We start from the raw sequence: 21,418 nt of genomic DNA on the forward strand, positions 1-21,418 counted from the left end.
GCCAACTCGCAGGCGCTGTCGACGCGTCAGTCGATGGGCATCTCGGCCCTGTCCCTGGCCAACTCCGCACAGCAGGGCGTTCTCCAGCTCCTGCGGTAAGCGCCGCTGACGGCAAACCGACGGCCGGCCGGGATTCCCCGGCCGGCCTTTTTCGTGCCTCCGACACGGAAATCCTGTTGGCCTCACCCGGCAGGTACGGCGTTCTCGCAAGGGATTCTGGGGGCCGCGCTTCCGCCTGTCCGTTTCAGCCGAGACGTGGCGTGGCCCACAGACGTCGGCATGTCGCGCGCCGATCGGACCTATGCGGCGCGGCGCCTTCGATGCTCCATCGGAGCATTCCCCCCCCCCGGGGTCGATCCGGGCGATGCCCCAGATGGACGACCCGTCGTGGCTTCGCATTGGTGGTCCCGCGGGTGGTGCCGGGACGGAATGGCGGACCCGATCCAAAGGTGGTTTCGTTCGCGGGGTTGCCAAGCTTAACCATATCGGCCAGCCTGTACGTAGGTAATGCGTACCGATCCGAGCCAAGCCGGAGTGCCGATGCGGGTGAATCACGATCGCCGCCTTCTCAACAAGGCATCAGAGGCCCGAGATTGCCGGATTTCGATCCGCAAAAGGGCAGACGCCTCATGGCCCGGCGATCACAGCCGGCTCTCCGCGCTGGAAAGCACCGGCCACGTCCAGCGGATCGTCTCGCACGATGGTCCGGAAGCTTCTGTAGCAGTCTGGCAGATCACCTCTTCCGGGCTGTCCCAGCTTCAGGTCCTGACGTCGGGAGCCGAATAATGGCTTCCATCAAGATCCGCGCGACCGACGACGGCACTTTCGTGGTCTATCGCAACGGCGCGGCCGTCGCGTCAGGATTGACCCGCGAGCAGGCCGAGCGCTGTGCAACGGTTCTGAGCTGGATAGCCCAGGGTCATTGACGGCTATCAGTTCCCGGCTGCGATGAAGCAGGCTGCCGAACGCCAAACTCGGGATCAGAGGCACCTCACCCAAGTCCGGACAGCGCTTGAGGCACTGCTGATCCGACAGCTGCGTTCACCACGCCAGAGCCGCACAAGGTTGTTGCCGGCGTCATCGACACGGAGTACGCCTCTGCCTATGCCTGCCTTTGAGACGGCGTATGGGATGCTCACTCGGCAGCCTTCGCGCCCTGCGTCTCCTTTTGAGCCTCGTGTCGAGCGCTCCTGAGCACGCGTTCGCGGCCCTGAGGCTCCTGTATCGCGTGCCATAAGCAGAGCAGTTCGTAGGTCATAGTGGCGTCGCCCGCTTCGCCTTCCGACGCGTAGAACGCTTCGACCGGACAGCCCATGACGGCTGCGATCTCGCGCAGACGCGCGTCAGCTCGAACATCAATGGCCATCGGAGACAGTTTTCCCATACGCCACTCGGGCAAGGGCTAACACCGCGCAACCATCGGCAGCAAGGGATCGTTCTGTACCAGAGATGATCTCAGCGTATCAGTTCGTCGTGTTGCGGATGTTTGATCCTTAGGAACGCCGCATTGGAGGAAGCGTCCGAAAGATCCGCGGAGGTGCCATCGGTTCCTGCTACGCACGGACCTGCGGATATCGTGTATCTTAGCGACTCACGTGCCCTTGATTCGGGGCTTAACAATACAGAATGTCTATCGCGACCGTCGCAATGCGGCGCGCTATCCTACAATCACCCATTGTGGAGTCGTTCGAATTGTCTCTGAGAATCTGATCGCTCGGGTTGATTGTCCGTCCTCGAGAGCACGAAGACTCCATAGCGGAGCGACCGGCCTCGCTCCGTACGGGGCACGACACGGCCCCCGCGGCAAGCAATCGCTATCGCTGACCGGCGAAAATTACCGGCAAAAGCTTCATATTAACGAATAATTAACTGTCATGCCGCGACCATCCGGCAGTGATCGGGCGCAGGACTCGGCCACGCAGATCGGGCGAGGCTCCGATGATCGTCTTGATTGCGGCGGGGATTGCAAGCGGCCTCACGACAGCGGCAATCCTGACCCCGGTGAGTCCCCTCGCCGCTCTGGTTATTGCGCCCCTGGCGGCCAGTATGTCCGTGGTCCTCGCCTGCATCCTCATCGCTTGGCGCAACGCCCGCTACGATCTCGGGCCGTCTGACCTTGAGGTAGAGACCGATTCGATGGTCGCCGCCCTCTGCGAGGTCGCCCAGCGGGGCAAAACCGCACCTCATGTCGCGAAGGTCCGAATCCGCAATATTCGGTCGGCTTGATCCTGTCGCGCGTCGAGCCGCGCGCCACCGCCGCGGCAGCGCCGTTGCCAGCGCCGGAGATCGCGGCTCATTCTGCCCGGGATGAGGCCGCCCGTTCCCCTGTCCGCCGTCCGGATCTTCGAGGCCGCCGCGCGGCGTCGCTCGTTCAAGGCCGCCGCCAGCGAACTCAACCTCTCTCCCAGCGCGGTCAGTCACGCCCTGCGCAAGATGGAAGAGACCCTGGGCGTCGTCCTGTTCGAGCGCGCGGGTCAGGGCATAGCGCCAACCCCCGCCGGCGAGGCGCTGTGCGACCATGTCGGACGCGCCTTCGCGGAACTCAACCGCGGCTTCGACCTGGTGGCAAATCGCGGACCGCAACTGCTCCGGCTGCACTGCGCGCCGAGCTTCGCCGCGCAATGGCTGGCACCGCGGCTCGCACGCTTCCTCAGCGCGCATCCGGACTTCGAGGTGCGTCTCGCCGCCGGTATGGACTACGCCCGCTTCATCACCGACGAGTTCGACGCCGATATCGTCTACGGTCCGCCGCGCGGTGAAGGTCTGGTGCGCATGCCGCTGGGCCTGGAGACGGTCACGCCACTCTGCAATCCCGAGAGGGCTGCGCAGATCCGCGAACCAGCCGATCTGCTGAAGCAGCCCCTGATCCAGAGCGACAACAAGCAGGTGCGCTGGTCTCACTGGTTCGAACGTAACCAACTCACCGCGCAGTCGAGCGCGGGCATCCGCTTCGACCGGAGCTTCCTGGCCCTCGCCGCCGCCGCGGACGGGCTTGGTGTCGCCCTGGAATCGACCCGCCTCGCCGAGCGGGAAGTGGCAGCCGGCCGCCTCGTCGCACCGCTGGCCGGGCGCGGACAGGATATCAGCTATATCGGCCACCACTTCGTCTGCCCGCTCGATGCGCGCCGCCGCGCGCCGTTGCGGGTCTTCGCGCGCTGGCTCGCCGAGGAGCTCGGGATCGTGCTGAGCCCCGACCTGGGCTGACACCGGGAGAGGTGACTCGGATTCACCTACGCGTGAGAATTCCGCGTTTGCCGCCGATGTGGCGCCACGGCACTCTTCCCGCAACAACACTGACGAGGGAGACGACGACGCGGGCCGCCGGATCCGCAGGATCACGGTTTCCGGCCCGTCGCCCCTCCGTCGTGACGGCAGGTTCGATCCCGCGCTGGCGCGGGTCGCCGGGAGGATTCCATGCTTCTGAACGATCGGGTGTGCGTGATCACCGGCGCGGCCTCTGCCCGCGGCATCGGAAAAGCCACTGCGCAACTCTTCGCAAAGCACGGTGCCCGGGTCGCGATCCTCGACCTCGACTCCGGCCGAGCCGAGACCGCGGCCCGCGAGATCGGTCCCGGCCATATCGGACTGGCCTGCAACGTGACCGACCGGGCGGCCTGTACGGTCGCCGCCGACGAGATCGTGGCCCGTTTTGGCCGGATCGATGTGCTCGTCAACAATGCCGGCATCACCCAGCCCCTCAAGATCATGGAGATCGGGCCGGAGGACTACGACGCCGTGACCGACGTGAATCTGCGCGGCACGCTCTACATGAGCCAGGCGGTGATCCCAACGATGCGCGGCCATGGCTACGGCGCCATCGTATGCATGTCGTCGGTCTCCGCCCAGCGGGGCGGCGGCATCTTCGGCGGCCCGCATTACAGCGCCGCCAAGGGTGGCGTGCTCGGCCTCGCGAAGGCCATGGCCCGCGAACTCGGCCCCGACGGCGTGCGGGTGAATTCCGTGACGCCGGGCCTGATCCAGACCGACATCACCGGCGGCAAGCTCACCCCCGAGCTGAAAGTCGAGATCGCCAAGGGCATCCCGCTCGGGCGGCTCGGCGTGGCGGGCGACGTCGCCAATGCCTGCCTGTTCCTGGCCTCCGACCTGTCCACGTACATCACCGGCGCGGTGATCGACGTGAACGGCGGCATGCTGATCCATTGAGGGCCACGCCATGACGTCTCCGTCCACCACCGAGCGGCCCCGCGCCGGTTCCAACGTGCCGCTCAGCGAGCGCGCCTACCGCATCCGCCGTCACGCCCTGCGCATGGGCGAAGTCCAGGGTCAGGGCTACATCGCACAGGCGCTCGGCATCTCCGACGTGCTGGCGGTGAGCTACTTCCACGCCCTCGCCTATCGGTCCGAGGATCCCGAGTGGGAGGGCCGTGACCGCTTCCTGCTGTCGATCGGCCATTACGCGATCGCCCTCTACGCCGCGCTGATCGAGGCGGAGATCATCCCGGAGGACGAACTGACGAGCTACGGCGGCGATGATAGCCGCCTGCCCATGTCCGGCATGGCGGCCTATACGCCCGGTATGGAGATTACCGGCGGGTCGCTGGGCCACGGGCTCGGAATCGCGGTCGGCATGGCGCTGGGGCTGAAGCGGAAGGGCTCCAAGAGCTTCATCTACAACCTGTTTTCCGACGGCGAACTCGACGAGGGCTCGACCTGGGAGGCCGCCATGTCGGCCGGCTCGTTCAAGCTCGACAACCTGATCGGCCTCGTCGACGTGAACGGCATGCAGGCCGACGGAGCCTCGACCGGTGTGCTCAACTTCGAGCCGCTCGCGCCGAAATTCGCGGCCTTCAACTGGTTCGTGCAGCGGGTCGACGGCAACGACATCGACGCGCTGGTGAAGGCCTTCGACGCCGCCCGGCATCATTCGGGCCCCGAGCCCCGAATCATCATCTGCGACACCCGCATGGCGAAGGGGGTGCCCTTCCTCGAAGCGCGCGAACGCAATCACTTCCTGCGGGTCGAGCCGGACGAGTGGCGGCAGGCCCTGTCGATCCTGGACGAGGGGAGAGTGCGGTGAGACGCTCCAAATACGAGAAGCCTGCCCCCCGCGCCGGCAGCGGCGCCAAGACCTCGGCGATGATCGCCTCGCTGGCTGCCCCCGGGCAGCGCACCAAGGTGGCGCCTTTCGGCCACGCACTGGTTGAACTCGCCAGGACACGGTCCGACATCGTCGGCCTGTCGGCGGATTTGTCGAAATACACGGACCTGCACATCTTCGCGCAGGCCCATCCCGAACGCTTCTACCAGATGGGAATGGCTGAGCAGCTCCTGATGAGCGCAGCCGCCGGCCTCGCGCGGGAGGGGTTCACGCCGTTCGCCACCACTTACGCGGTATTCGCGGCGCGGCGCGCCTACGACTTCATCTGCCTGGCGATCGCGGAGGAGAATCTCGACGTCAAGATCGCCTGCGCGCTGCCCGGCCTGACCACCGGCTACGGTCCGAGTCATCAGGCCACGGAGGATCTCGCAATCTTCCGCGGGATGCCGAACCTCACGATCATCGATCCCTGCGACGCCCACGAGATCGAGCAGGTCGTGCCCGCCATGGCGGCACATAAGGGGCCGGTCTACCTCCGGCTCCTGCGCGGCAACGTCCCGCTGGTGCTCGACGCGTACGGCTACACGTTCGAACTCGGCAAGGCCAAGGTGATCCGCGACGGGCGCGACGTCCTGGTGATCTCGTCGGGCCTGATGACCATGCGCGCTCTGGAGGTGGCCGAGGCTCTGCGTGACGACCGGGTCGACGTTGCGGTCCTGCACGTTCCGACGATCAAGCCCCTCGACACGGCGACGATCCTCCACGAGGCCGGGCGCGGCGGCCGGGTCGTGGTGGTGGCCGAGAACCACAGTGTGATCGGCGGCCTGGGCGAGGCGGTGGCCGGCCTCCTGATGCGCGCAGGTGTGATGCCGGGGCGCGGCCTCCGCCAGATCGGCTTGCCGGACGAATTCCTCGATGCCGGCGCCCTGCCGACGCTCCACGACCGCTACGGCATCTCGGCCGCCGCGATGGCGCGGAGCATCCGGGCATGGCTCTGAGCCGCCTCGCCTTCGTCGGCCTCGGCGCCATGGGCCTGCCGATGGCGACCAACCTGGTCGCAGCGGGCTTCCCGGTGCACGGCTACGACCTGCGCCCTGAGAGCCGCAAAGCCCTCGAAACCGCCGGCGGCACGGCGGCCGAGACCCCGATTCAGGCGGCCGATGGTGCCGACGCGGTCCTCCTGATGGTGGTCAACGTCGCGCAGGCCGAAACCGTGCTGTTCACCGAGGGCGCCCTCGACGCCCTTGCACCGGACGGCATCGTGGTCCTGATGGCGACCTGCCCGCCGCTGGCGGTGGAACATCTGGCCGAACGCGTTGCGGCGCGCGGTCGACGCTTCGTCGATGCGCCGGTTTCGGGCGGAGTCGTTGGTGCGCAGGCGGCCAAGCTCACCATCATGGCCGCGGCGCCCGCCGAGACCCTGAGATTCTTGCGGCCGGTCCTCGACGCGCTGGGCGACCGGATCTTCCATGTCGGCGAACGCGCCGGACAGGGCGCCACCGTCAAGGCTGTCAATCAACTCCTGTGCGGCGTCCATATCGCGGCGGCGGCCGAGGCGCTGGCGCTCGCCGGTCGCGTCGGGGTCGATTTGGACGTGGTGCTGGAGATCCTTTCGGGCTCCTCTGCCGCGAGCTGGATGCTGGGCGACCGCGGCCCCCGGATGCTGGAGGACGTGCCGCCGGTAACCAGCGCGGTCGACATCTTCGTCAAAGACCTCGGCATCGTGCTGGAGGCCGGCCGCGGCGCCGGGGCGGCGCTGCCGCTGGCGGCGCTCGCCCACCAGCTCTTCGTCTCGACCTCCGGTCGCGGCGACGGCACCACGGACGACAGCCAGGTGATCCGCGCCTACCGCCTGCTCAACGGCGACGGTGCCTAGGCATCCGCGAGGGACGCGCGATCGGGGCGACGGATTCGGACCCGCCGATCGGGGATAACAACGCGGACCGTACCCTCCACCGTCGATCAACGGCGGGGATCGGGCAGCCCCAACCATCCAGGGAGTGAAACCATGCGCGACACGCGTCTCAGTCGCCGCGGCCTGCTCGTCGGCGTGGCCACCCTGCCGGCCTTCAGTATCCTCACCCGTCGGGGTCAGGCCGCCGAATTCACCTACAAGCTCGCCACCGGCCAGGATCCGACACATCCAGTCAACCTAAGGGGGCAAGAGGCTCTCGACCGGATCCGCGAGGCCACGAATGGCCGTCTGGAAATCAAGCTGTTCCCGGCCAACCAGCTCGGCTCGGACACCGACCTGCTGGCACAGGTTCGCAACGGCAGCGTCGAGTTCTTCAATCTCGCAACGTCGATCCTGGCCACCTTCGTGCCGGCCGCGAGCCTGCCGAACACCGGCTTCGCCTTCAAGGATTACGACGCTGTCTGGACGGCCATGGACGGCGGTCTCGGCACTTACGTCCGGTCCGAGATCGCCAAGACGCCAATCCTCGCCGTGTCCAAGGTCTGGGACAACGGCTTCCGGCAGATCACCTCCGCGACCCGCGAGATTCGGACGCCGGAGGACCTGAAGGGGTTCAAGATCCGCGTGCCTCCAGCGCCGATGCTGAACTCGCTGTTCAAGGCGCTCGAAGCCGGTGCGGCGCCGATCAACTTCACCGAGCTGTACTCCTCGCTCCAGACCAAGGTGGTCGAGGGTCAGGAGAATCCCCTCGCCATCACGGCCACCACCCGGCCCTACGAGGTGCAGAAATCCTGCAGCCTGACCGGCTATGACTGGGACGGCTACTGGATTCTCGGCAAAAAGCGCGCGTGGCAGCGGCTGCCGGAGGACCTGCGCCAGGTCGTGTCGCGGGAACTCGACCGGTTCGCGACTGTCCAGCGCGCGGACGTCGCCAAGCTCAGCGAGTCCCTCCGGCAGAGCCTCACCGCCAAGAGCATCACCTTCGTCGACGTCGGCTGGGCGCGGTTCCGCGACGCCCTAGGACGGACGAGCTTCTACAAGGACCGGAAAACCAAGTACGGCGACGTGGCTTGGTCGCATCTTGAGGACGTGTCGGGCAAACTGAGCTGAAGCGCTTTCCACGGGATCGGATAAGGGAGAGCGCCAAGACGCACGACAGAACGCTCAACAAGACGCACCAACAAGACGCACTTGGAGCCGTTCCCGCCGGCAGCGGCATCGGGACCGGCTCCGACGGGAGGGCGCCATGCAGATCGATATCGCGGCCGTCGAGACGACGGCGGGAGTTGAATTGACCGGGCCGCCGCTGCGCGCCCGGACCTGGCTGCGCCGGCTCGATGCAGGGCTCGGCCATCTCGTGGAGATTCCGGCGGCGCTCCTCGTGCTGGCCGAGATCGGGGTGCTGCTCGGGGGCGTCGTGAGCCGCTACGTGTTCCGTGAGCCTCTGGTCTGGTCGGACGAACTTGCCTCGATCCTGTTCCTGTGGCTCGCCATGTTGGGCGCCGTGGTCGCCTTCCGCCGCGCCGAGCACATGCGCATGACCGCCTTCGTCGCCATGAGCGGACCGCGCCTGCGCGCCTTTCTGGAGACGGTCGCCCTGGTGGCCGGCCTGATCTTCGTGGCGCTGCTGCTGGAGCCGGCCTGGGAATTCGCCAGCGAGGAGACCTTCGTCCAGACGCCCGCGCTCGAGCTGAACAACGCGTGGCGCGCGGCCGCCCTGCCGGTCGGACTGGGCCTCATGCTGATCGTCGCGGTGATCCGCCTGCTGGAAACCGCCGACTGGAAGCTGACGGCGGGCGCACTCGTGCTGGGCGCCGGATTCGCTGCCGGCCTCGTGGCGCTCCAGCCCTGGTTGATGGATCTCGGCAACCTCAACCTGCTGCTGTTCTTCGTCCTCGGCGTCGGCGCGCTGGTCTTCGCCGGGGTGCCGATCGCCTTCGCGTTCGGCCTCTCGACCTTCGCGTACATTACGCTGACCACCAACGCGCCCTCGATGGTGGTGGTGGGGCGCATGGACGAGGGCATGAGCCACTTGATCCTGCTCGCGGTGCCGCTCTTCGTGTTCCTTGGCCTGCTGATCGAGATGACCGGAATGGCCCGGGCCATGGTCGGATTCCTGGCCGCGCTGCTCGGCCACGTCCGAGGCGGCCTGCACTACGTGCTGGTCGGCGCGATGTACCTCGTCTCGGGCATCTCCGGCTCGAAAGCCGCCGACATGGCCGCCGTCGCCCCGGTTCTGTTCCCGGAGATGAAGGCCCGCGGCGCCAAGGAGGGAGACCTCGTGGCGCTCCTCGCCACCACGGGCGCGCAGACCGAGACGATCCCGCCCTCCATCGTGCTGATCACCATCGGATCGGTGACGGGCGTCTCGATCACCGCTCTGTTCACCGGCGGCCTCCTGCCGGGCCTCGTGCTCGCCGTCACCCTGTGCGCGCTGGTCTGGTGGCGCTACCGCGGCGAGGACCTGAGCCACGTGGCCCGGCCGTCGCGGCAGATCATCGGCCGATCCTTCCTGGTGGCGATCCCGGCGCTGGCCCTGCCCTTCGTCATCCGCTTCGCCGTAGTTGAGGGCATCGCCACCGCCACGGAAGTCTCCACCATCGGCATCGTCTACGCGGCGCTGGCGGGTCTTTTGATCTACCGTCAATTCGAGTGGCGGCGGCTCTACCCGATGCTGGTGACCACCGCGACCTTGTCCGGGGCAATCCTGCTGATCATCGGCGCGGCCACCGGCATGGCCTGGGCGCTCACCCAGTCGGGTTTCTCGCAGACTTTGGCCGAGGTCATGAAGAGCCTGCCCGGCGGGGCGCTCGGCTTCCTGTTCGTCTCGGCGGCCGCCTTCATCATCCTGGGCTCGGTGCTGGAAGGCATCCCAGCGATCGTGCTGTTCGGCCCTCTGCTGTTCCCGATCGCTCGGGCGGTCGGCGTCCACGAAGTCCACTATGCGATGGTGGTGATCCTCGCGATGGGCATCGGGCTGTTCGCGCCGCCCTTCGGTGTCGGCTACTACGCGGCCTGCGCCATCAGCCGCATCCATCCCGACGCGGGAATGCGCCCGATCGTCGGCTACATTGTCGCCCTGCTCGTCGGGCTCCTCGTCATCATCCTCGTTCCCTGGTTCTCGATCGGATTCCTTTGAAGGCGTACGACCAGGGACGAGTGTGCCGGGAGGGTCAGATCATGCCGGCGGCGCCGGTTCGCAGGATCCGCTCGCGCTGCTCGGTGTAGCGCCCGGCGGCGGCACGCTGCACTGCAACACCGAGACGGCCGACGAGGTTCGCGAGAGTGGTCATCGTGCCCGACCCCGATCAGCGCCGGGCGGGCTGCCCGGCTTGTTGCGATGCAATATGCGGTCGGTCCGGCAGACGCGTCAGGGGGCATCGCGCGCGGGCTGTCATGCAGCGTGAACATGATGCCGAGGAGAGGACGTCTCCCGGCGGTCAGGCTGCGCCGAACGCCCGCCCTCGATTGGGTGTCGTGCAGTCGGAGCGGCTCACCGGATCCTTGTTCCGCATCGCCGTCCGGCTTCGGCATCGCCGACATTGCGTGGGGAGCGATGCAACCCGATTGCACGTTGACGGCCGGCGGCCCAGAATTGCTTCGCTCCCCTCACAAAAACGGAGGGCGCCGCCGTGGCCGACATAGACAGCGAAAGGCTTATCGACCTCTCGCTGGCGCCATCTCATCGCGCGGCAGGTCACCGCGCTCTTCGAGTCCTTCGCGAATCGCGCGCTTCGTCACCTTGCCATAGCCGGATTTCGGCAGGGCCTCCCAGAAGAACACCCGTCGGGGCAGCTTGTAGCGGGCGACCGCTTCCGACAGCCACGCGATCAAGTCCGCCTCACCCACCGACATTCCGGGACGCGTGACGCAAACCGCAACGCCGACCTCGCCCCAGGCCGGGTCCGGCACACCGAGGATCGCGGCTTCGGAGATCGCCGGATGCGTCAGGAGTTTCTCCTCGATCTCGCGCGGATACACGTTCGAGCCGCCCGAGATGTACATGTCGGAAGCGCGGCCGGTGATGAACAGGAAGCCTTCCGTGTCGACATGGCCGAGGTCGCCGGTCCGGAACCAGCCGTCGCGGAACGCCGCCGCGTTGGCCTCCGGGTTGTCATAGTAGCCCGCGAAGACGGCGGGCCCGCAGACACAGATCTCACCGGTCTCCCCCGGCGGGCACTCGCACCCGTCCGTGTCCTGGATCTGAACCTGCATGCCGGTCCGCTCGACCCCGCAGGTCCCCACCTTCACATGAGGGCCGTCCTCGGCCGAATGCAGGCGGGGCGGCAGCACAGTGATATTGCCGGTCACCTCACCGAGCCCGAAATACTGCACCAGCACCGGTCCGAGCACCCGCAGCGCGTGCTGCTGGTCCGCGCGATACATCGGCGCGCCCGCATAGATCACGTGGCGCAGGCTGGAATGGTCGTGCGCAGCGACGGCCGGATGCTCGGTCAGCAGCTTCACGATGGTCGGCACGGTGAAGAGGTTGGTGATGCGCCAGCGTTCCACGAGCGCCCAGACCTCCGCGGGGTCCAGGCGCTCGGCGCCGGTGAGCACCGTCTTGGTGCCGGACGCGACCTGAGCGAGCTGGTGGATGCCGGCACCGTGCGAGAGCGGTGCGACGACCAGGGACGCGTCGGCCTCGGTCGTGCCCGGCATCAGGTCGCAGAGGTGATTGGTGACCACGAAGGCCATCTGGCCATGGGTGAGGACCGCCGCCTTCGGCCGTCCCGTCGTGCCCGACGTGAAGAAGAACCAGCACGGGTCATCGTGCTCGACATCGGCCGTGCGCGCGGATTGGAACCGATGCTCGGCGACGAGAGCTTCGTAATCCGCTCCGAAGGCCTGTCCGCCGATCTCGACCACGCGATTCAGGTTTGGGCATGCCGCGCGGACGGCGGCAGCGTGGTCAGGGAACCCCGCGCCGCAGATCAACGCGGAAGCGCCGCTGGCGCGCGCGAGATACGCCACCTCCGGCGGCGTCTGCCGGAAATTGGTCGGCACCCATACGGCGCCGAGCCGGAAGCAGACGAACATCGATTCGAACAGCTGATTGCTGTTGCGCGCCTGGACCAGAACGCGGTCACCCTTGGATACGCCGCCGGCAGCGAGTGCTGCCGCCATGGCGTCAACCCGGGCGTCGAGTTCGGACCAGGTCCAGCTCCGCGCGCCCCAGGCCAGACCCACCGCATCCGGAAACCGGCGCGCGGCCCGGCGCAGGAAATGCGCGAGGTTCATCACCCGCCGGGAGCACGGCGCGACCCCGCCGCGCGGCGCCCCCGCGGTGACCATCAGGTGAGCTTCCCGCAGGCCTTCTCCAGCAACGACCAACCCTCTTCGCCGTAGCGGCTCTTCCACTCGGCGTAGAAGCCGGCCTTGCGCAGCTTGTCGCGGAAGGGCTCCGGATCCGGCTTGTTGAACACCATCCCGTTCTTGGAAAGCTCAGCCTGCAGGTTGGCGTTGAGCTGGGCGACGTCGGCCCGCTCCTTGAGCCCGGCAGCGTCGATGTGGCGGGCTACCATCGTGCGCAGGTCCGGCGGGATACGCTCCCATGCGCGGCGATTCGCGAGGAACCAGTACCCGTCCCACATGTGGTTGGTCAGCGAGCAGTACTTCTGAACCTCGTAGAACTTCGTAGTGGAGATCACCGCGAGCGGATTCTCCTGACCCTCGACGATCTTGGTCTGCAGGGCCGAATAGGTTTCGTTCAGGTTGATCGAGGCCGGCGCGGCGTCAAAAGCCCGGAACATCGAGGTCCAGAGCGGGGAGACCGGCACGCGGATCCGGAAGCCCTTGAAATCGTCGGGGGTGGCGATCGGCTTGGTCGACGAGGTCGTCTGACGATAGCCGTTGTCCCAGATCTTCTCCATGGCGACGAGCCCGGCCTTGGCGATCTGCTGGCGGACCCAGGCGCCAAGTTCGCCGTCCATGGCCGGCCAGACGGCCTCATAGCTCGGGAATGCGTAGCCGATGCCGTTGATCGACGCGTTGGGCACCAGCGTCGAGAGGATCAGCGGCGACATCGTGAAGAACTCGACGCTGCCCGAGCGCAGCTGGCTCAGGGTGTCGGTATCCGAGCCGAGCTGGCTCGACGGGAAGATCTTGAGATCGAACTGTCCTCCGCTCTCCGCACGCAGAGCATCCGCCATCTCGCGGGCGCGGATGTTCATCGGATGCGTGTCGGGCAGGTTGTTGGCGTATTTGTAGGTGAAATCCGCCCGCTGCGCCCGCGCCACATGCGGGGCCGCCATGGTGCCGGCGATCAGCGCCGTCGAACCCGTCGCGAGGAATCGCCGACGGGACAGGGGCGTGCGAGACAATGACATGGCGGCCTTTCCGGTACGGGCACGTCGGCCCGGCGCTTCCTCGGGTCCGCGTTGGTGCGGACTTCATCGTTGCGGCTTCGATAGCCGCTGACCGGTGCCAGTCAACGGACTTTCGCGGCGTTGCCCCGTGGATTGATTGCATCCGGACGACCCTGACATGCCGTGCTCGGCCGGCGGCGGTCCCGATCACGCGAGCGCCGTCGTGCAACGAGCTGCCGCCGAAGGACAGGTCGATGCGCCGCGCGCTCGATCCGGCACGGTGTTCTGGCTTCATGCGCTGGAAGGATCGTCTTCGCACCGACTTGTCTGCCGGTTCACCGGCGCCGTGTATTGGGGGCGTGGCCGGTAGCCGGGAACCCGGCGCATCGTCGGTGAAGGCTTGGCGCACGGGCGCGTGTGGATGTCGGGCTCCGCTGCGCAGTCCCGCGATGACGGGAGCAGCGGTGAACATTGCTGCACGTCCGAGCTATTGCAGGCACCGGGTCGGAACCGGCGCGCTCGCGCCCTCCACAGTAGGTTCGCCGAACTCGTCTCCCGCCCGAGCGTCTAGAAACCACGGATGGCGAGATCTGCAGGCGCCTTCAATCCAGAGCGGGCAGATGCACGGTCCAGGGCTCCGCGAACGTGTACTCCTCCAGGTTCACGCCCGGTCCGCCGCGGTCGACCACGACGAAATCCTGCTTTTGACCGTAGGGCGTGAGCACGCCGTGCCACGTGTTGCGGGCGTAGCAGACTCCCTGTCGGGGCGCGGTGATGAAAGCCTGGGGCGGGCCGGGCCAGCCGTTCTCGTCTGGGGCGACTACGACCAGGAACGGCGCCGCGGTCAGCGGCAGGAAAGCCTGCGCACCGAGCGGATGCCGTTCGACCAGGCTGAGGCGCAGCGGCACTGGGTAGGGTTGCGCCTCCACGAGGCCGATCACGACGCGGGCGCCCTCGCCGACGACCTCGATCTCGGCGAGATCATGGAAGCGGCGCGCCATTCCGGCATTCATCGGACGCGGCGCGACAGCGTCGGTATCAATGACCGCGCCGAACGGCACGAACGCCGCTGCGGTCAGCGGGCGGGCGACGATGTCGCGAGCCGACGCGCTCACCGGCTCAGCCCACGAGGCGCCAGCGCCGGATGCCGATTGACATCCTTGTAGAGGAGATACCGGAACGGGCCGGGCCCGCCCGCGTAGCAGGCCTGCGGGCAGAAGGCGCGCAGCCACATGAAGTCGCCCGCCTCGACCTCGACCCAGTCGCGATTCAGCCGGTAGACCGCCTTGCCCTCAAGAACGAACAGCCCGTGCTCCATCACGTGCGTCTCCTCGAATGGGATCGATGCGCCCGGGCGCAGGCTGACGATGTTCACATGCATGTCGTGGCGGAGATCGTCGGATGCGACGAAGCGGGTGGTTGCCCAGGCCCCTTCCGTCCCAACCATGCCGGCCGGCTCAACCGCTGATTCGTGCGTCACGAAGGAGGTGGGCGCTTCCAGCCCCGCCGCCGGCTGGTAGGCCTTGCGGATCCAATGGAACCGCACCGGGCCGTCGCCCTCGTTGCGCAGGGTCCAGGCCGCACCGGGGGCGAGATACGCGTAGCTGCCTGACCGGAGGGCGTGCCGGGCACCTGCCAGCCCGAGGCTCGCCGTGCCCTCAACCACGAACAGCACGCCCTGGGCCTGCCTCTCCGGCTCCGGGCAATCGCTACCGCCGCCTGGTGCGACTTCCATGAGGTACTGGGCGAAGGTCTCGGCGAAGCCCGAGAGCGGCCGCGCCAGGATCCAGGCCTTGGCCTTGTCCCAGCCCGGCAGGAGGCTCGTGACGATGTCGCTCATCACCCCGTGCGGGATCACCGCGTAGGCCTCGGTGAATACGGCGCGGCCGGTCATCAGAGCCGTCTGGCCGGGAAGGCCGCCGCAGGGCGGGTTGTAGGCTCCAGCGCTCATGAAGGGTCTCCGGAATCCGATGTCATGCTGAGTAACCCTGTCGTGCCGGATCCGTCACGCGGAATGCGGCTGCGGGATCGACGTGTTGAGGATCGCCGTCGTGTCCGTCGTGTCCTCGCCGTTCAGGACCCGCCGCGCCTGGGCTCGGTCGATATCGCCCTCCCAGGCTGCAATGATGGCGGTCGCGACGCAATTGCCGATCAGGTTTTCGAGCACCTGGGCGATGCCGACGAACCAGTCGGCGGACAGGACCAGAACCAGCCCGATCACCGGGATCTCGCGAACGGCCGAAAGCGTCGCTGCGAGGACGACGATCACCGAACCGCGGACGCCGTGAGCGCCCTTGGAGGTCATCAGGGCGATGCCGAGGATCAGCATCAGGTGGGCGAATGACAGGTCGGTGTCCGTTGCCTGCGGGATGAATACGGTGGCGAGGGTCGGATAGAGCGAGAAGGCGTCGAGATCGAACGAGTAGCCGGTCAGGATCACGCGACCGACGGTCGATTCCTTTATGCCGAGCCGCTCCATCTTGCGCATGACGTGCGGCGGCACGCGGTCGGAAGACGCGGTGCCGGCCACGATGGTCAGTTCCTCGCGCAAATAGGCGCTTCCGCAGCTCTCACAGGACGCGACAAGCGTAGACGGTCAAGGACCGCGGGGCCGCCGGGCTTCGACCACGCGCATTCGGGCGGCTTGCCCGCCTCAGCCGCGCTCGGCGACCCAGGATCGCCAGCCTGGGAGAGCAGCGCGATGCAATTCGCGGGCTGGATATCTTATATCCAGCTTCTTTTTCGCCGGGCATATTCCCGAAACGAACCACATCCGCTATTGCTGTTCCAGGTACGGAGCGCTTGCAGACACAATGCATTCCCAGTTCATCCGCTCCGCGACCTGGGCGCCCACGATTGCTTTGTCGTGGTTCTGGGGCCTCGGCTTTTTCTACGCGATCCACGTCACCCTCTCGTATGGATGGCTCGGGTTTCTTGCCTTCGCCCTTCCGAATGCGACGGGGCTCGGCCTGTTCGGCTGGCTGCTCGGGGCGCCGAGCCGGAAACTCGACGCAATCGTGGCGACCGTGCAGGGGCCCTACGCTCTCCTCTTCCTGGGGGGGCAGTTCTTCGCGGTCGCCATCACGATCTTCGGCTTCACGGCCTATGCATGGCTTCCGCTGTTCGGCCATGACGCCGCAGTGGGCGTGATAGCCCTGGTTCTCATTGCTTGCTCGATCGGGCACGCAGTCCCGCTGCGCGGAATCCGGATCATCCACGGCGTGGCGCTGGTCCTCGGGCTTTCGGCGAGTGCGACGCTCTTCGCCGGCATGCCCCTGCATCAAGTTGGCGGGGAGGTCCCACTCCACGCCTTTGACGAGCGATTCTACGGGCTCATCGTTCCCTCGCTGGTCGGCTTCCTGCTCGGCCCGTGGATGGACATCCAGCAGTGGCAGCGCGCCGCCGAGATCCGGCGCACGGGCGGATCCGTACGCGTCGCCTATGTCGCCGGCGCCGCCCTGTTTCTCGGCCTTCTGACAATCAACGCGCTGCTCGCAGCGCGGGCAGGGCTCGGCGCGCCCGTCATCTCGTCAGATGGGTTGCCGGGCGCATACGCGGCCGTCGCGCACGCGATTGGGCGCGAGTCCCTGACTGGCGTCACCGCTGCCTTCGTCGTCTGGACGGCGATTGCGGCCGCCACCACAATCGACAGCTTCTACAGCGCGACGCGCTGGCTCGGAACGTCGATCACGGCGCGCAGCAACTCGCCGCTCCTCGCCTTCGTGCCGGCGGGACTCGTTGCCTCTCCCGTTTGGATTCTAGGCGCGGCGCTCGCCGCCGCCGCCGCCGCAATCTCGGCAAACCTTTCGCTCCTTTATCTGATGGTGCCCTTCGCGACGCTCCTCGTCGGAGCAGCGGCTTGTCTCGTCTGCGAGACACTCGGCGCGGCGCGCCGGTACGACTCGGTCCTCAACGCTATGATCGGGGCCACGGCGAGCCTGATCTTCGTCACTGGCTATCTGGCACCGAGTTGGGCGCTCCTGGCCATCGCGCCGCTCATCGGCCTGATCGGCGCCCTGCCGATGATCGCGCAGGTGCTCGGATGGCGTGGCTCGCAGCCGGTAGGAGAGTTGATTCCCTCGGCGGAGCGGGCGCCGCGGGCCGCACCTGTGCCGGTGGCGCTGGACCGAACGGATACCGTCGCCTCCCATGGCTTCGACGGGCACTGGTTCGTTCTGCGCCTGATCCCGACCTACGACGACACGAATTCGGTCGGAAACGTCTATTTCGCCAACTACGTGCGCTGGGTCGGCAAGGCGCGCGAGCTTTTCTTCAACATCTGCATGCCGAATTTCGACCTGAAATCTACGGATTTCTATATCCTGACGAAATCCTTTCATCACGACTTCCGGCGGGAGGCCATGGAGTTCGAGCCGGTCACCATCCGGATTTCGATCGCGAGCCATAACCGGAAATTCGTGACTCTGGCGCACGAGATTCACAGCGAGGTCAACGGCCTGCTCGGCCGGGGGGAACAGTCGCTCATGTTCGTGGATACGGTCCACTACCGGCCGCTCGATATCCCGCGCACCATCGTCGAGGGATTCCTGCCGTACTGGCCAAAATCGTCGCCGCACGGGGCCGACGGTAAGTCCAGCCCGGCCGGCGTGGCGCCGCTCGGCGCCTGAGGGCACCTTACGCTGCCCGAACCGCCGCCGGTAGGAGTTGACGGCTGCGCGCCAGCGCCCCGGCCTGATCGGCCGGAAGCGGCTTGCTGAACAGATAGCCCTGGAATTCGTGACAGCCCTGGTTGAGCAGGCAAATGCGCTGCGCATCCGTCTCGACTCCTTCCGCCGTGATCGTCATGTCGAGGCTCGTCGCCATGTCGATGATCGCACGCACGATCGAGGCTGCGCTGCGCTCGTGCGGGAGGTCGCGGACGAAACTCTGGTCGATCTTGATCTTGTCGAAGGCGATCCGGCGCAGGTAGCTGAGACTCGAATAGCCGGTCCCGAAATCGTCGAGCGACAGCCGCACGCCCATCTCACGGAGTTTGGCGAGCGTGGCATTGATCGCCGGCGTAGCTTCGAGGAACACCGATTCCGTGACTTCCAGTTCCAGGCGCGGCGCGTCCAGACCGGTCGCCCGGAGCGCGGAACGCACGAGATGCGGCAAATCCGAATGCCGGAACTGTCGCGGCGATAGGTTGACGGCGATCCGGATATCGTTCGGCCAGCCGACCGCGACCCGACACGCCTCGCGCAGGATCCATTCGCCGAGCGGGATGATCACGCCCGTTTCCTCGGCAAGGGGAATGAACTCGGCGGGCGAGACGAATCCCCGCACAGGGTGCTTCCAACGCAGCAGGGCTTCGAAGCCGCGCACGCGGCACTCCTTGGCCGCGACGATCGGCTGGAAGTAGAGGAGGAACTCGTCGCGATCGAGGGCTCCCCGCAGGTCAGCGGTCAGGGCCCGACGTGCCTCGATCCGTTCGTCCATCTCCGCTTCGTAGAACCGGTAGCCGTTCCGCCCCTCGCTCTTCATGCGATAGAGCGCGAGATCGGCCCGCCGCATGATCTCCTGACACCCATCCTGCGGCGCGATGGCAATCCCGATGCTGACGCTGACGCTCAGCCGGATGCCATCGATGGTGAACGGTGAGGCGAGCGTTTCGACGATGCCGCCCGCGAGCGCCTCGATGGTGTGCAGGTCACGGGCACTCCGGCCGGTCGCGAGAACCGCAAACTCATCGCCCGCGAGGCGGGCGAGTCGCACGTGCGCGGCCTCGAAGCTCCGCAGCCGCTCGGCGACGGATTTGAGGAGCTTGTCGCCGGCTGCGTGGCCGAACGTGTCGTTCACGCTCTTGAACTCATCGAGGTCGAGTGCAAGCACGGCGAACCGTTCACCCTCCGCAAGCCGCTCCCGAGCCCCCTCCTGAAGTTGATGGAACAGCACCCGGTTCGGCAGATCCGTGAGAGAATCGTGCAGCGCGAGGTAGGACAGGCGCTCCTCGGAGCGCCGCTTCTCCGTCACATCCGAGCCGACGCCGCGATAGCCCGAGAACACGCCGGCGCGGTTGAAGGTTGGCTTTCCGCTCAAGCACCAAGTCCGTCGCTCGCCGGCGATATCGAGCTGCAGGTGAAGATTTCGGAAGGCCCGCCGCTCCGCGATGCAGCTCCAGAGGGCGGTGCTCGAATGGCTCTTGGGCGGCGCAAGCGGCGGAAGGAGTAGCCGCTCCAGGGGTAGGCCCATCAGCTGTCGCTCAGAGGAGCCGGCGACTTCGATCAGGCGCTGCGAGACGTGTTGGAGATGCAGGTCTGCGTCTGTCTCCCAGAGCCAGTCGCTGGCACTTTCCTCGAACTCGTTGAGCAGGAGATGGGTGAATTCCTGCTGCCGCTCAAGTTCGATCTGCGCGATGACCCGCATCGTCAGCAGACGGCTGAGATGAAGGATCGTGAAGCAGACGAAGATCGAATAGAAAAACAACAGGACGGCGACATAGATGTAGAAGGGCTCGCCCGTTGTCGCTAGGGCGATGAACGAGCCGATGATGATAAGACCTGAATAGCTGATGGCGACCCGGGGCAGCACCGCCGCGCTCATTCCTGTCGCGATCAGACCCGCGATGCTGGAAGCGATCAGGAGCCGCCCGTTCGGATCAGCCCCGGCAAACAACATGACCGGGATGGAGGCCAGGAGCAGCCCATAGGCCTGAGCGGCCAAGACGACCTTCTGGACGAAGGACGGCGCAATCTCGAGGGGTTTGGGGCGCGAGCGCCAACGCCAGCACTGCTGAAGCGAGACGACCGCCAATGGCAGGACGAGGGCCTCCAAGCCGGCGAGATAGCCGCGATTCCCAGGATGCCAGAACAGGTAGACGATGACCTGAACGACGCTGAGGCTCACAAGAATCGTGAAAGGCACAAGACGAAGCGCGACGTCGACCTGCTCGACACGCGCGCGCGCCCTGAGATTCGCGTCGAGTGGATCTGCCTTGCGATCGGTATCGATCAGGAAAGAAATCAACATCTCACGGAACGCAAACGCCTGTTGCACAGCCATTACGATCGAGAACTGCGGGTCGCGCTGTTTAGATGCACACACGATCGCAATGTTGCACAACTACAAGTCGCCTGTCGGTTTACAATACGTAAACATCGGCCGCGGCGCGGCGGCGGGCTCCCCGTTTTGAGCGTGTCGCCATCTGAGCCTGACGTCATGGCTCGCATCGACCGGGCCGCGGCGCTAAGAGGCCAGTGTACCTCGGTCGCGGCCTCACCGGCACCGTCCGCAGGTCCGAGCAGGATGCAGCAGACCATGCCCCAAACGCTGGGACTCAACCGCCTGTTGGGCGGTGCAATCGGTGTCATCGCACTGGTATCGGTCCTGAGCAGCGGCGCGGTCCTGATCACGGGCGATCAGTTGCGGGAGGCGACCGATGCCCGGAGCCGCTCCAACCAGCTGATCCGCGCCCTCGACAGTTTTCGTGCGGCCATGCTCAATCAGGAGACTGGGCTGCGTGGCTACCTGATCACGGGGCGCGACGGCAGCCTGGAGCCCTACCGCACAGGCCGCCTAGCCCTGGATGAGGCGATCGACAGGCTCAGGAGCCTGATCGGCCAGGATCCGGAGCGGACGCGCCTGCTGGCCGACGCCGTTGCGGCAGCCCGCAGTTGGCAGACCGAAGTCGGCGAGGTCGCCATTCGGATCGCGGCCGATCCGGCAAAGCGCGACGAGGCGGTCCATATAGAGGCGAATGGTCAGGGCAAGCGGCTGTTCGATACCTTCCGCGAGCGGCTCGCCGCCATCGAAGGGCTCGAAGGCGCGGTGCGAACGGCGCTGGCCGAGCGTGTCGTGCGGGGCGAGCGCAACGAGAGCGTCGCCCTGTGGGGCGGAACGCTTCTGACACTCCTGATCTGCCTTGGGATCGGCGTTGCGATCAACCGCCTCATCGTCCAGCCGCTGGTGCGCGTGATGAGTTTCGTCGAGCGGGTCGGCGAGGGAAACCTGTCGGACCAGCTGGAGGTGCGCACGGGGGGCGAAGTCGGCCGTCTGGGTGGGACGCTGAACGCGATGGTTGCGGGCCTGTCGGATCTTGCGCGGACCAACCGTGCGGCCACGGCGGACCTGAACGCGGCGGCGGCCGAGATCCGCGCCTCGGCGCAGGAGCAGGCGGCCTCGGTCGAGCAGCAATTC

General features: G+C 66.7%; 18 protein-coding genes and 1 pseudogene. 12 read left to right on the top strand and 7 right to left on the bottom strand.

What is annotated here, in order from left to right; all coding sequences use genetic code 11:
- Positions 1–540 precede the first annotated feature (540 nt).
- Positions 541–786, top strand: a complete 246-nt coding sequence (locus tag CIW48_RS31590) for a hypothetical protein (RefSeq protein WP_149314316.1) — start codon at positions 541–543, stop codon at positions 784–786.
- Positions 786–926, top strand: a complete 141-nt coding sequence (locus tag CIW48_RS33630; protein ID WP_173009467.1) for a hypothetical protein — start codon at positions 786–788, stop codon at positions 924–926. The genes CIW48_RS31590 and CIW48_RS33630 overlap by 1 nt, the downstream gene beginning before the upstream one ends.
- Positions 927–1,135: 209 nt before the next feature.
- Here the strand turns inward: CIW48_RS33630 and CIW48_RS31595 are convergent, their stop codons facing one another.
- Positions 1,136–1,366 (bottom strand): hypothetical protein, encoded by a 231-nt coding sequence (locus CIW48_RS31595; RefSeq protein ID WP_149314317.1) that lies wholly within the window; start codon positions 1,364–1,366, stop codon positions 1,136–1,138.
- Between the two features lie 572 nt (positions 1,367–1,938).
- Here CIW48_RS31595 and CIW48_RS31600 point away from each other — a divergent pair.
- The 8 genes from CIW48_RS31600 (at position 1,939) to CIW48_RS31635 (ending at position 10,113) form a co-directional block, all read left to right on the top strand.
- A complete protein-coding gene (locus CIW48_RS31600; protein ID WP_091789413.1) occupies positions 1,939–2,226 on the top strand; it encodes a hypothetical protein in 288 nt (95 codons plus the stop codon).
- Between the two features lie 81 nt (positions 2,227–2,307).
- Positions 2,308–3,204, top strand: a complete 897-nt coding sequence (locus tag CIW48_RS31605; protein ID WP_149314318.1) for a LysR substrate-binding domain-containing protein — start codon at positions 2,308–2,310, stop codon at positions 3,202–3,204.
- A gap of 210 nt (positions 3,205–3,414) precedes the next feature.
- Positions 3,415–4,164, top strand: coding sequence for an SDR family NAD(P)-dependent oxidoreductase (locus CIW48_RS31610; RefSeq protein WP_149314319.1), 750 nt, complete (start codon positions 3,415–3,417; stop codon positions 4,162–4,164).
- Positions 4,165–4,174: 10 nt separating this feature from the next.
- Positions 4,175–5,038, top strand: coding sequence for a transketolase (locus CIW48_RS31615; protein ID WP_149314320.1), 864 nt, complete (start codon positions 4,175–4,177; stop codon positions 5,036–5,038).
- A complete protein-coding gene (locus tag CIW48_RS31620; protein WP_149314321.1) occupies positions 5,035–6,057 on the top strand; it encodes a transketolase family protein in 1,023 nt (340 codons plus the stop codon). The genes CIW48_RS31615 and CIW48_RS31620 overlap by 4 nt, the downstream gene beginning before the upstream one ends.
- Positions 6,048–6,935 carry an NAD(P)-dependent oxidoreductase gene (locus CIW48_RS31625; protein WP_149314322.1) on the top strand — a complete coding sequence of 296 codons (888 nt, stop codon included), beginning with the start codon at positions 6,048–6,050 and terminating at the stop codon, positions 6,933–6,935. The genes CIW48_RS31620 and CIW48_RS31625 overlap by 10 nt, the downstream gene beginning before the upstream one ends.
- 132 nt (positions 6,936–7,067) lie before the next feature.
- Positions 7,068–8,084 carry a TRAP transporter substrate-binding protein gene (locus CIW48_RS31630; RefSeq protein WP_149314323.1) on the top strand — a complete coding sequence of 339 codons (1,017 nt, stop codon included), beginning with the start codon at positions 7,068–7,070 and terminating at the stop codon, positions 8,082–8,084.
- A 136-nt stretch (positions 8,085–8,220) separates the two neighbouring features.
- Positions 8,221–10,113, top strand: coding sequence for a TRAP transporter large permease subunit (locus tag CIW48_RS31635; RefSeq protein ID WP_149314324.1), 1,893 nt, complete (start codon positions 8,221–8,223; stop codon positions 10,111–10,113).
- A gap of 518 nt (positions 10,114–10,631) precedes the next feature.
- Here the strand turns inward: CIW48_RS31635 and CIW48_RS31640 are convergent.
- From CIW48_RS31640 to CIW48_RS31660, 5 genes and pseudogenes are all read right to left on the bottom strand, one after another.
- Positions 10,632–12,269, bottom strand: coding sequence for an acyl-CoA synthetase (locus tag CIW48_RS31640; protein WP_149314325.1), 1,638 nt, complete (start codon positions 12,267–12,269; stop codon positions 10,632–10,634).
- On the bottom strand, positions 12,269–13,303 hold the full coding sequence (locus CIW48_RS31645; protein WP_149314326.1) for a TRAP transporter substrate-binding protein: 1,035 nt from the start codon (positions 13,301–13,303) through the stop codon (positions 12,269–12,271). The genes CIW48_RS31640 and CIW48_RS31645 overlap by 1 nt, the downstream gene beginning before the upstream one ends.
- Before the next feature lie 581 nt (positions 13,304–13,884).
- Positions 13,885–14,397 carry an ureidoglycolate lyase gene (locus CIW48_RS31650; RefSeq protein WP_149314327.1) on the bottom strand — a complete coding sequence of 171 codons (513 nt, stop codon included), beginning with the start codon at positions 14,395–14,397 and terminating at the stop codon, positions 13,885–13,887.
- Entirely contained in the window at positions 14,394–15,233 is an 840-nt protein-coding gene (locus CIW48_RS31655; RefSeq protein WP_149314328.1) for a bifunctional allantoicase/(S)-ureidoglycine aminohydrolase, read from the bottom strand. The genes CIW48_RS31650 and CIW48_RS31655 overlap by 4 nt, the downstream gene beginning before the upstream one ends.
- 54 nt (positions 15,234–15,287) lie before the next feature.
- Positions 15,288–15,839: pseudogene (locus CIW48_RS31660) on the bottom strand (cation:dicarboxylase symporter family transporter); the annotation flags it as partial.
- Positions 15,840–16,095: 256 nt separating this feature from the next.
- Between CIW48_RS31660 and CIW48_RS31665 the strand changes: the two are divergent.
- The gene (locus CIW48_RS31665; protein ID WP_149314329.1) at positions 16,096–17,910 is read left to right on the top strand and encodes a thioesterase family protein; all 1,815 of its coding nucleotides are present in this window, start codon (positions 16,096–16,098) and stop codon (positions 17,908–17,910) included.
- Between the two features lie 7 nt (positions 17,911–17,917).
- Here the strand turns inward: CIW48_RS31665 and CIW48_RS31670 are convergent, their stop codons facing one another.
- Positions 17,918–20,128, bottom strand: coding sequence for an EAL domain-containing protein (locus CIW48_RS31670; RefSeq protein ID WP_281407414.1), 2,211 nt, complete (start codon positions 20,126–20,128; stop codon positions 17,918–17,920).
- A gap of 399 nt (positions 20,129–20,527) precedes the next feature.
- On the opposite strand from CIW48_RS31670, the gene CIW48_RS31675 reads away from it, so the two are divergent.
- On the top strand, positions 20,528–21,418 hold an 891-nt coding region (locus CIW48_RS31675), incomplete at its 3' end, for a CHASE3 domain-containing protein (RefSeq protein WP_246695512.1).

The sequence above is a fragment of the Methylobacterium sp. P1-11 genome, from assembly GCF_008329595.1.
GTDB lineage: Bacteria > Pseudomonadota > Alphaproteobacteria > Rhizobiales > Beijerinckiaceae > Methylobacterium.

What these genes read in the sequence shown, in the direction of transcription:
- CIW48_RS31640 (WP_149314325.1), bottom strand. Translation starts at nt 12,269, where the DNA reads ATGGTCACCGCGGGGGCGCCGCGCGGCGGGGTCGCGCCGTGCTCCCGG.
- CIW48_RS33630 (WP_173009467.1), top strand. Translation starts at nt 786, where the DNA reads ATGGCTTCCATCAAGATCCGCGCGACCGACGACGGCACTTTCGTGGTC.
- CIW48_RS31605 (WP_149314318.1), top strand. Translation starts at nt 2,308, where the DNA reads ATGAGGCCGCCCGTTCCCCTGTCCGCCGTCCGGATCTTCGAGGCCGCC.
- CIW48_RS31615 (WP_149314320.1), top strand. Translation starts at nt 4,175, where the DNA reads ATGACGTCTCCGTCCACCACCGAGCGGCCCCGCGCCGGTTCCAACGTG.
- CIW48_RS31590 (WP_149314316.1), top strand. Translation starts at nt 541, where the DNA reads ATGCGGGTGAATCACGATCGCCGCCTTCTCAACAAGGCATCAGAGGCC.
- CIW48_RS31610 (WP_149314319.1), top strand. Translation starts at nt 3,415, where the DNA reads ATGCTTCTGAACGATCGGGTGTGCGTGATCACCGGCGCGGCCTCTGCC.
- CIW48_RS31645 (WP_149314326.1), bottom strand. Translation starts at nt 13,303, where the DNA reads ATGTCATTGTCTCGCACGCCCCTGTCCCGTCGGCGATTCCTCGCGACG.
- CIW48_RS31625 (WP_149314322.1), top strand. Translation starts at nt 6,048, where the DNA reads ATGGCTCTGAGCCGCCTCGCCTTCGTCGGCCTCGGCGCCATGGGCCTG.
- CIW48_RS31595 (WP_149314317.1), bottom strand. Translation starts at nt 1,366, where the DNA reads ATGGCCATTGATGTTCGAGCTGACGCGCGTCTGCGCGAGATCGCAGCC.
- CIW48_RS31630 (WP_149314323.1), top strand. Translation starts at nt 7,068, where the DNA reads ATGCGCGACACGCGTCTCAGTCGCCGCGGCCTGCTCGTCGGCGTGGCC.
- CIW48_RS31655 (WP_149314328.1), bottom strand. Translation starts at nt 15,233, where the DNA reads ATGAGCGCTGGAGCCTACAACCCGCCCTGCGGCGGCCTTCCCGGCCAG.
- CIW48_RS31635 (WP_149314324.1), top strand. Translation starts at nt 8,221, where the DNA reads ATGCAGATCGATATCGCGGCCGTCGAGACGACGGCGGGAGTTGAATTG.
- CIW48_RS31665 (WP_149314329.1), top strand. Translation starts at nt 16,096, where the DNA reads ATGCATTCCCAGTTCATCCGCTCCGCGACCTGGGCGCCCACGATTGCT.
- CIW48_RS31600 (WP_091789413.1), top strand. Translation starts at nt 1,939, where the DNA reads ATGATCGTCTTGATTGCGGCGGGGATTGCAAGCGGCCTCACGACAGCG.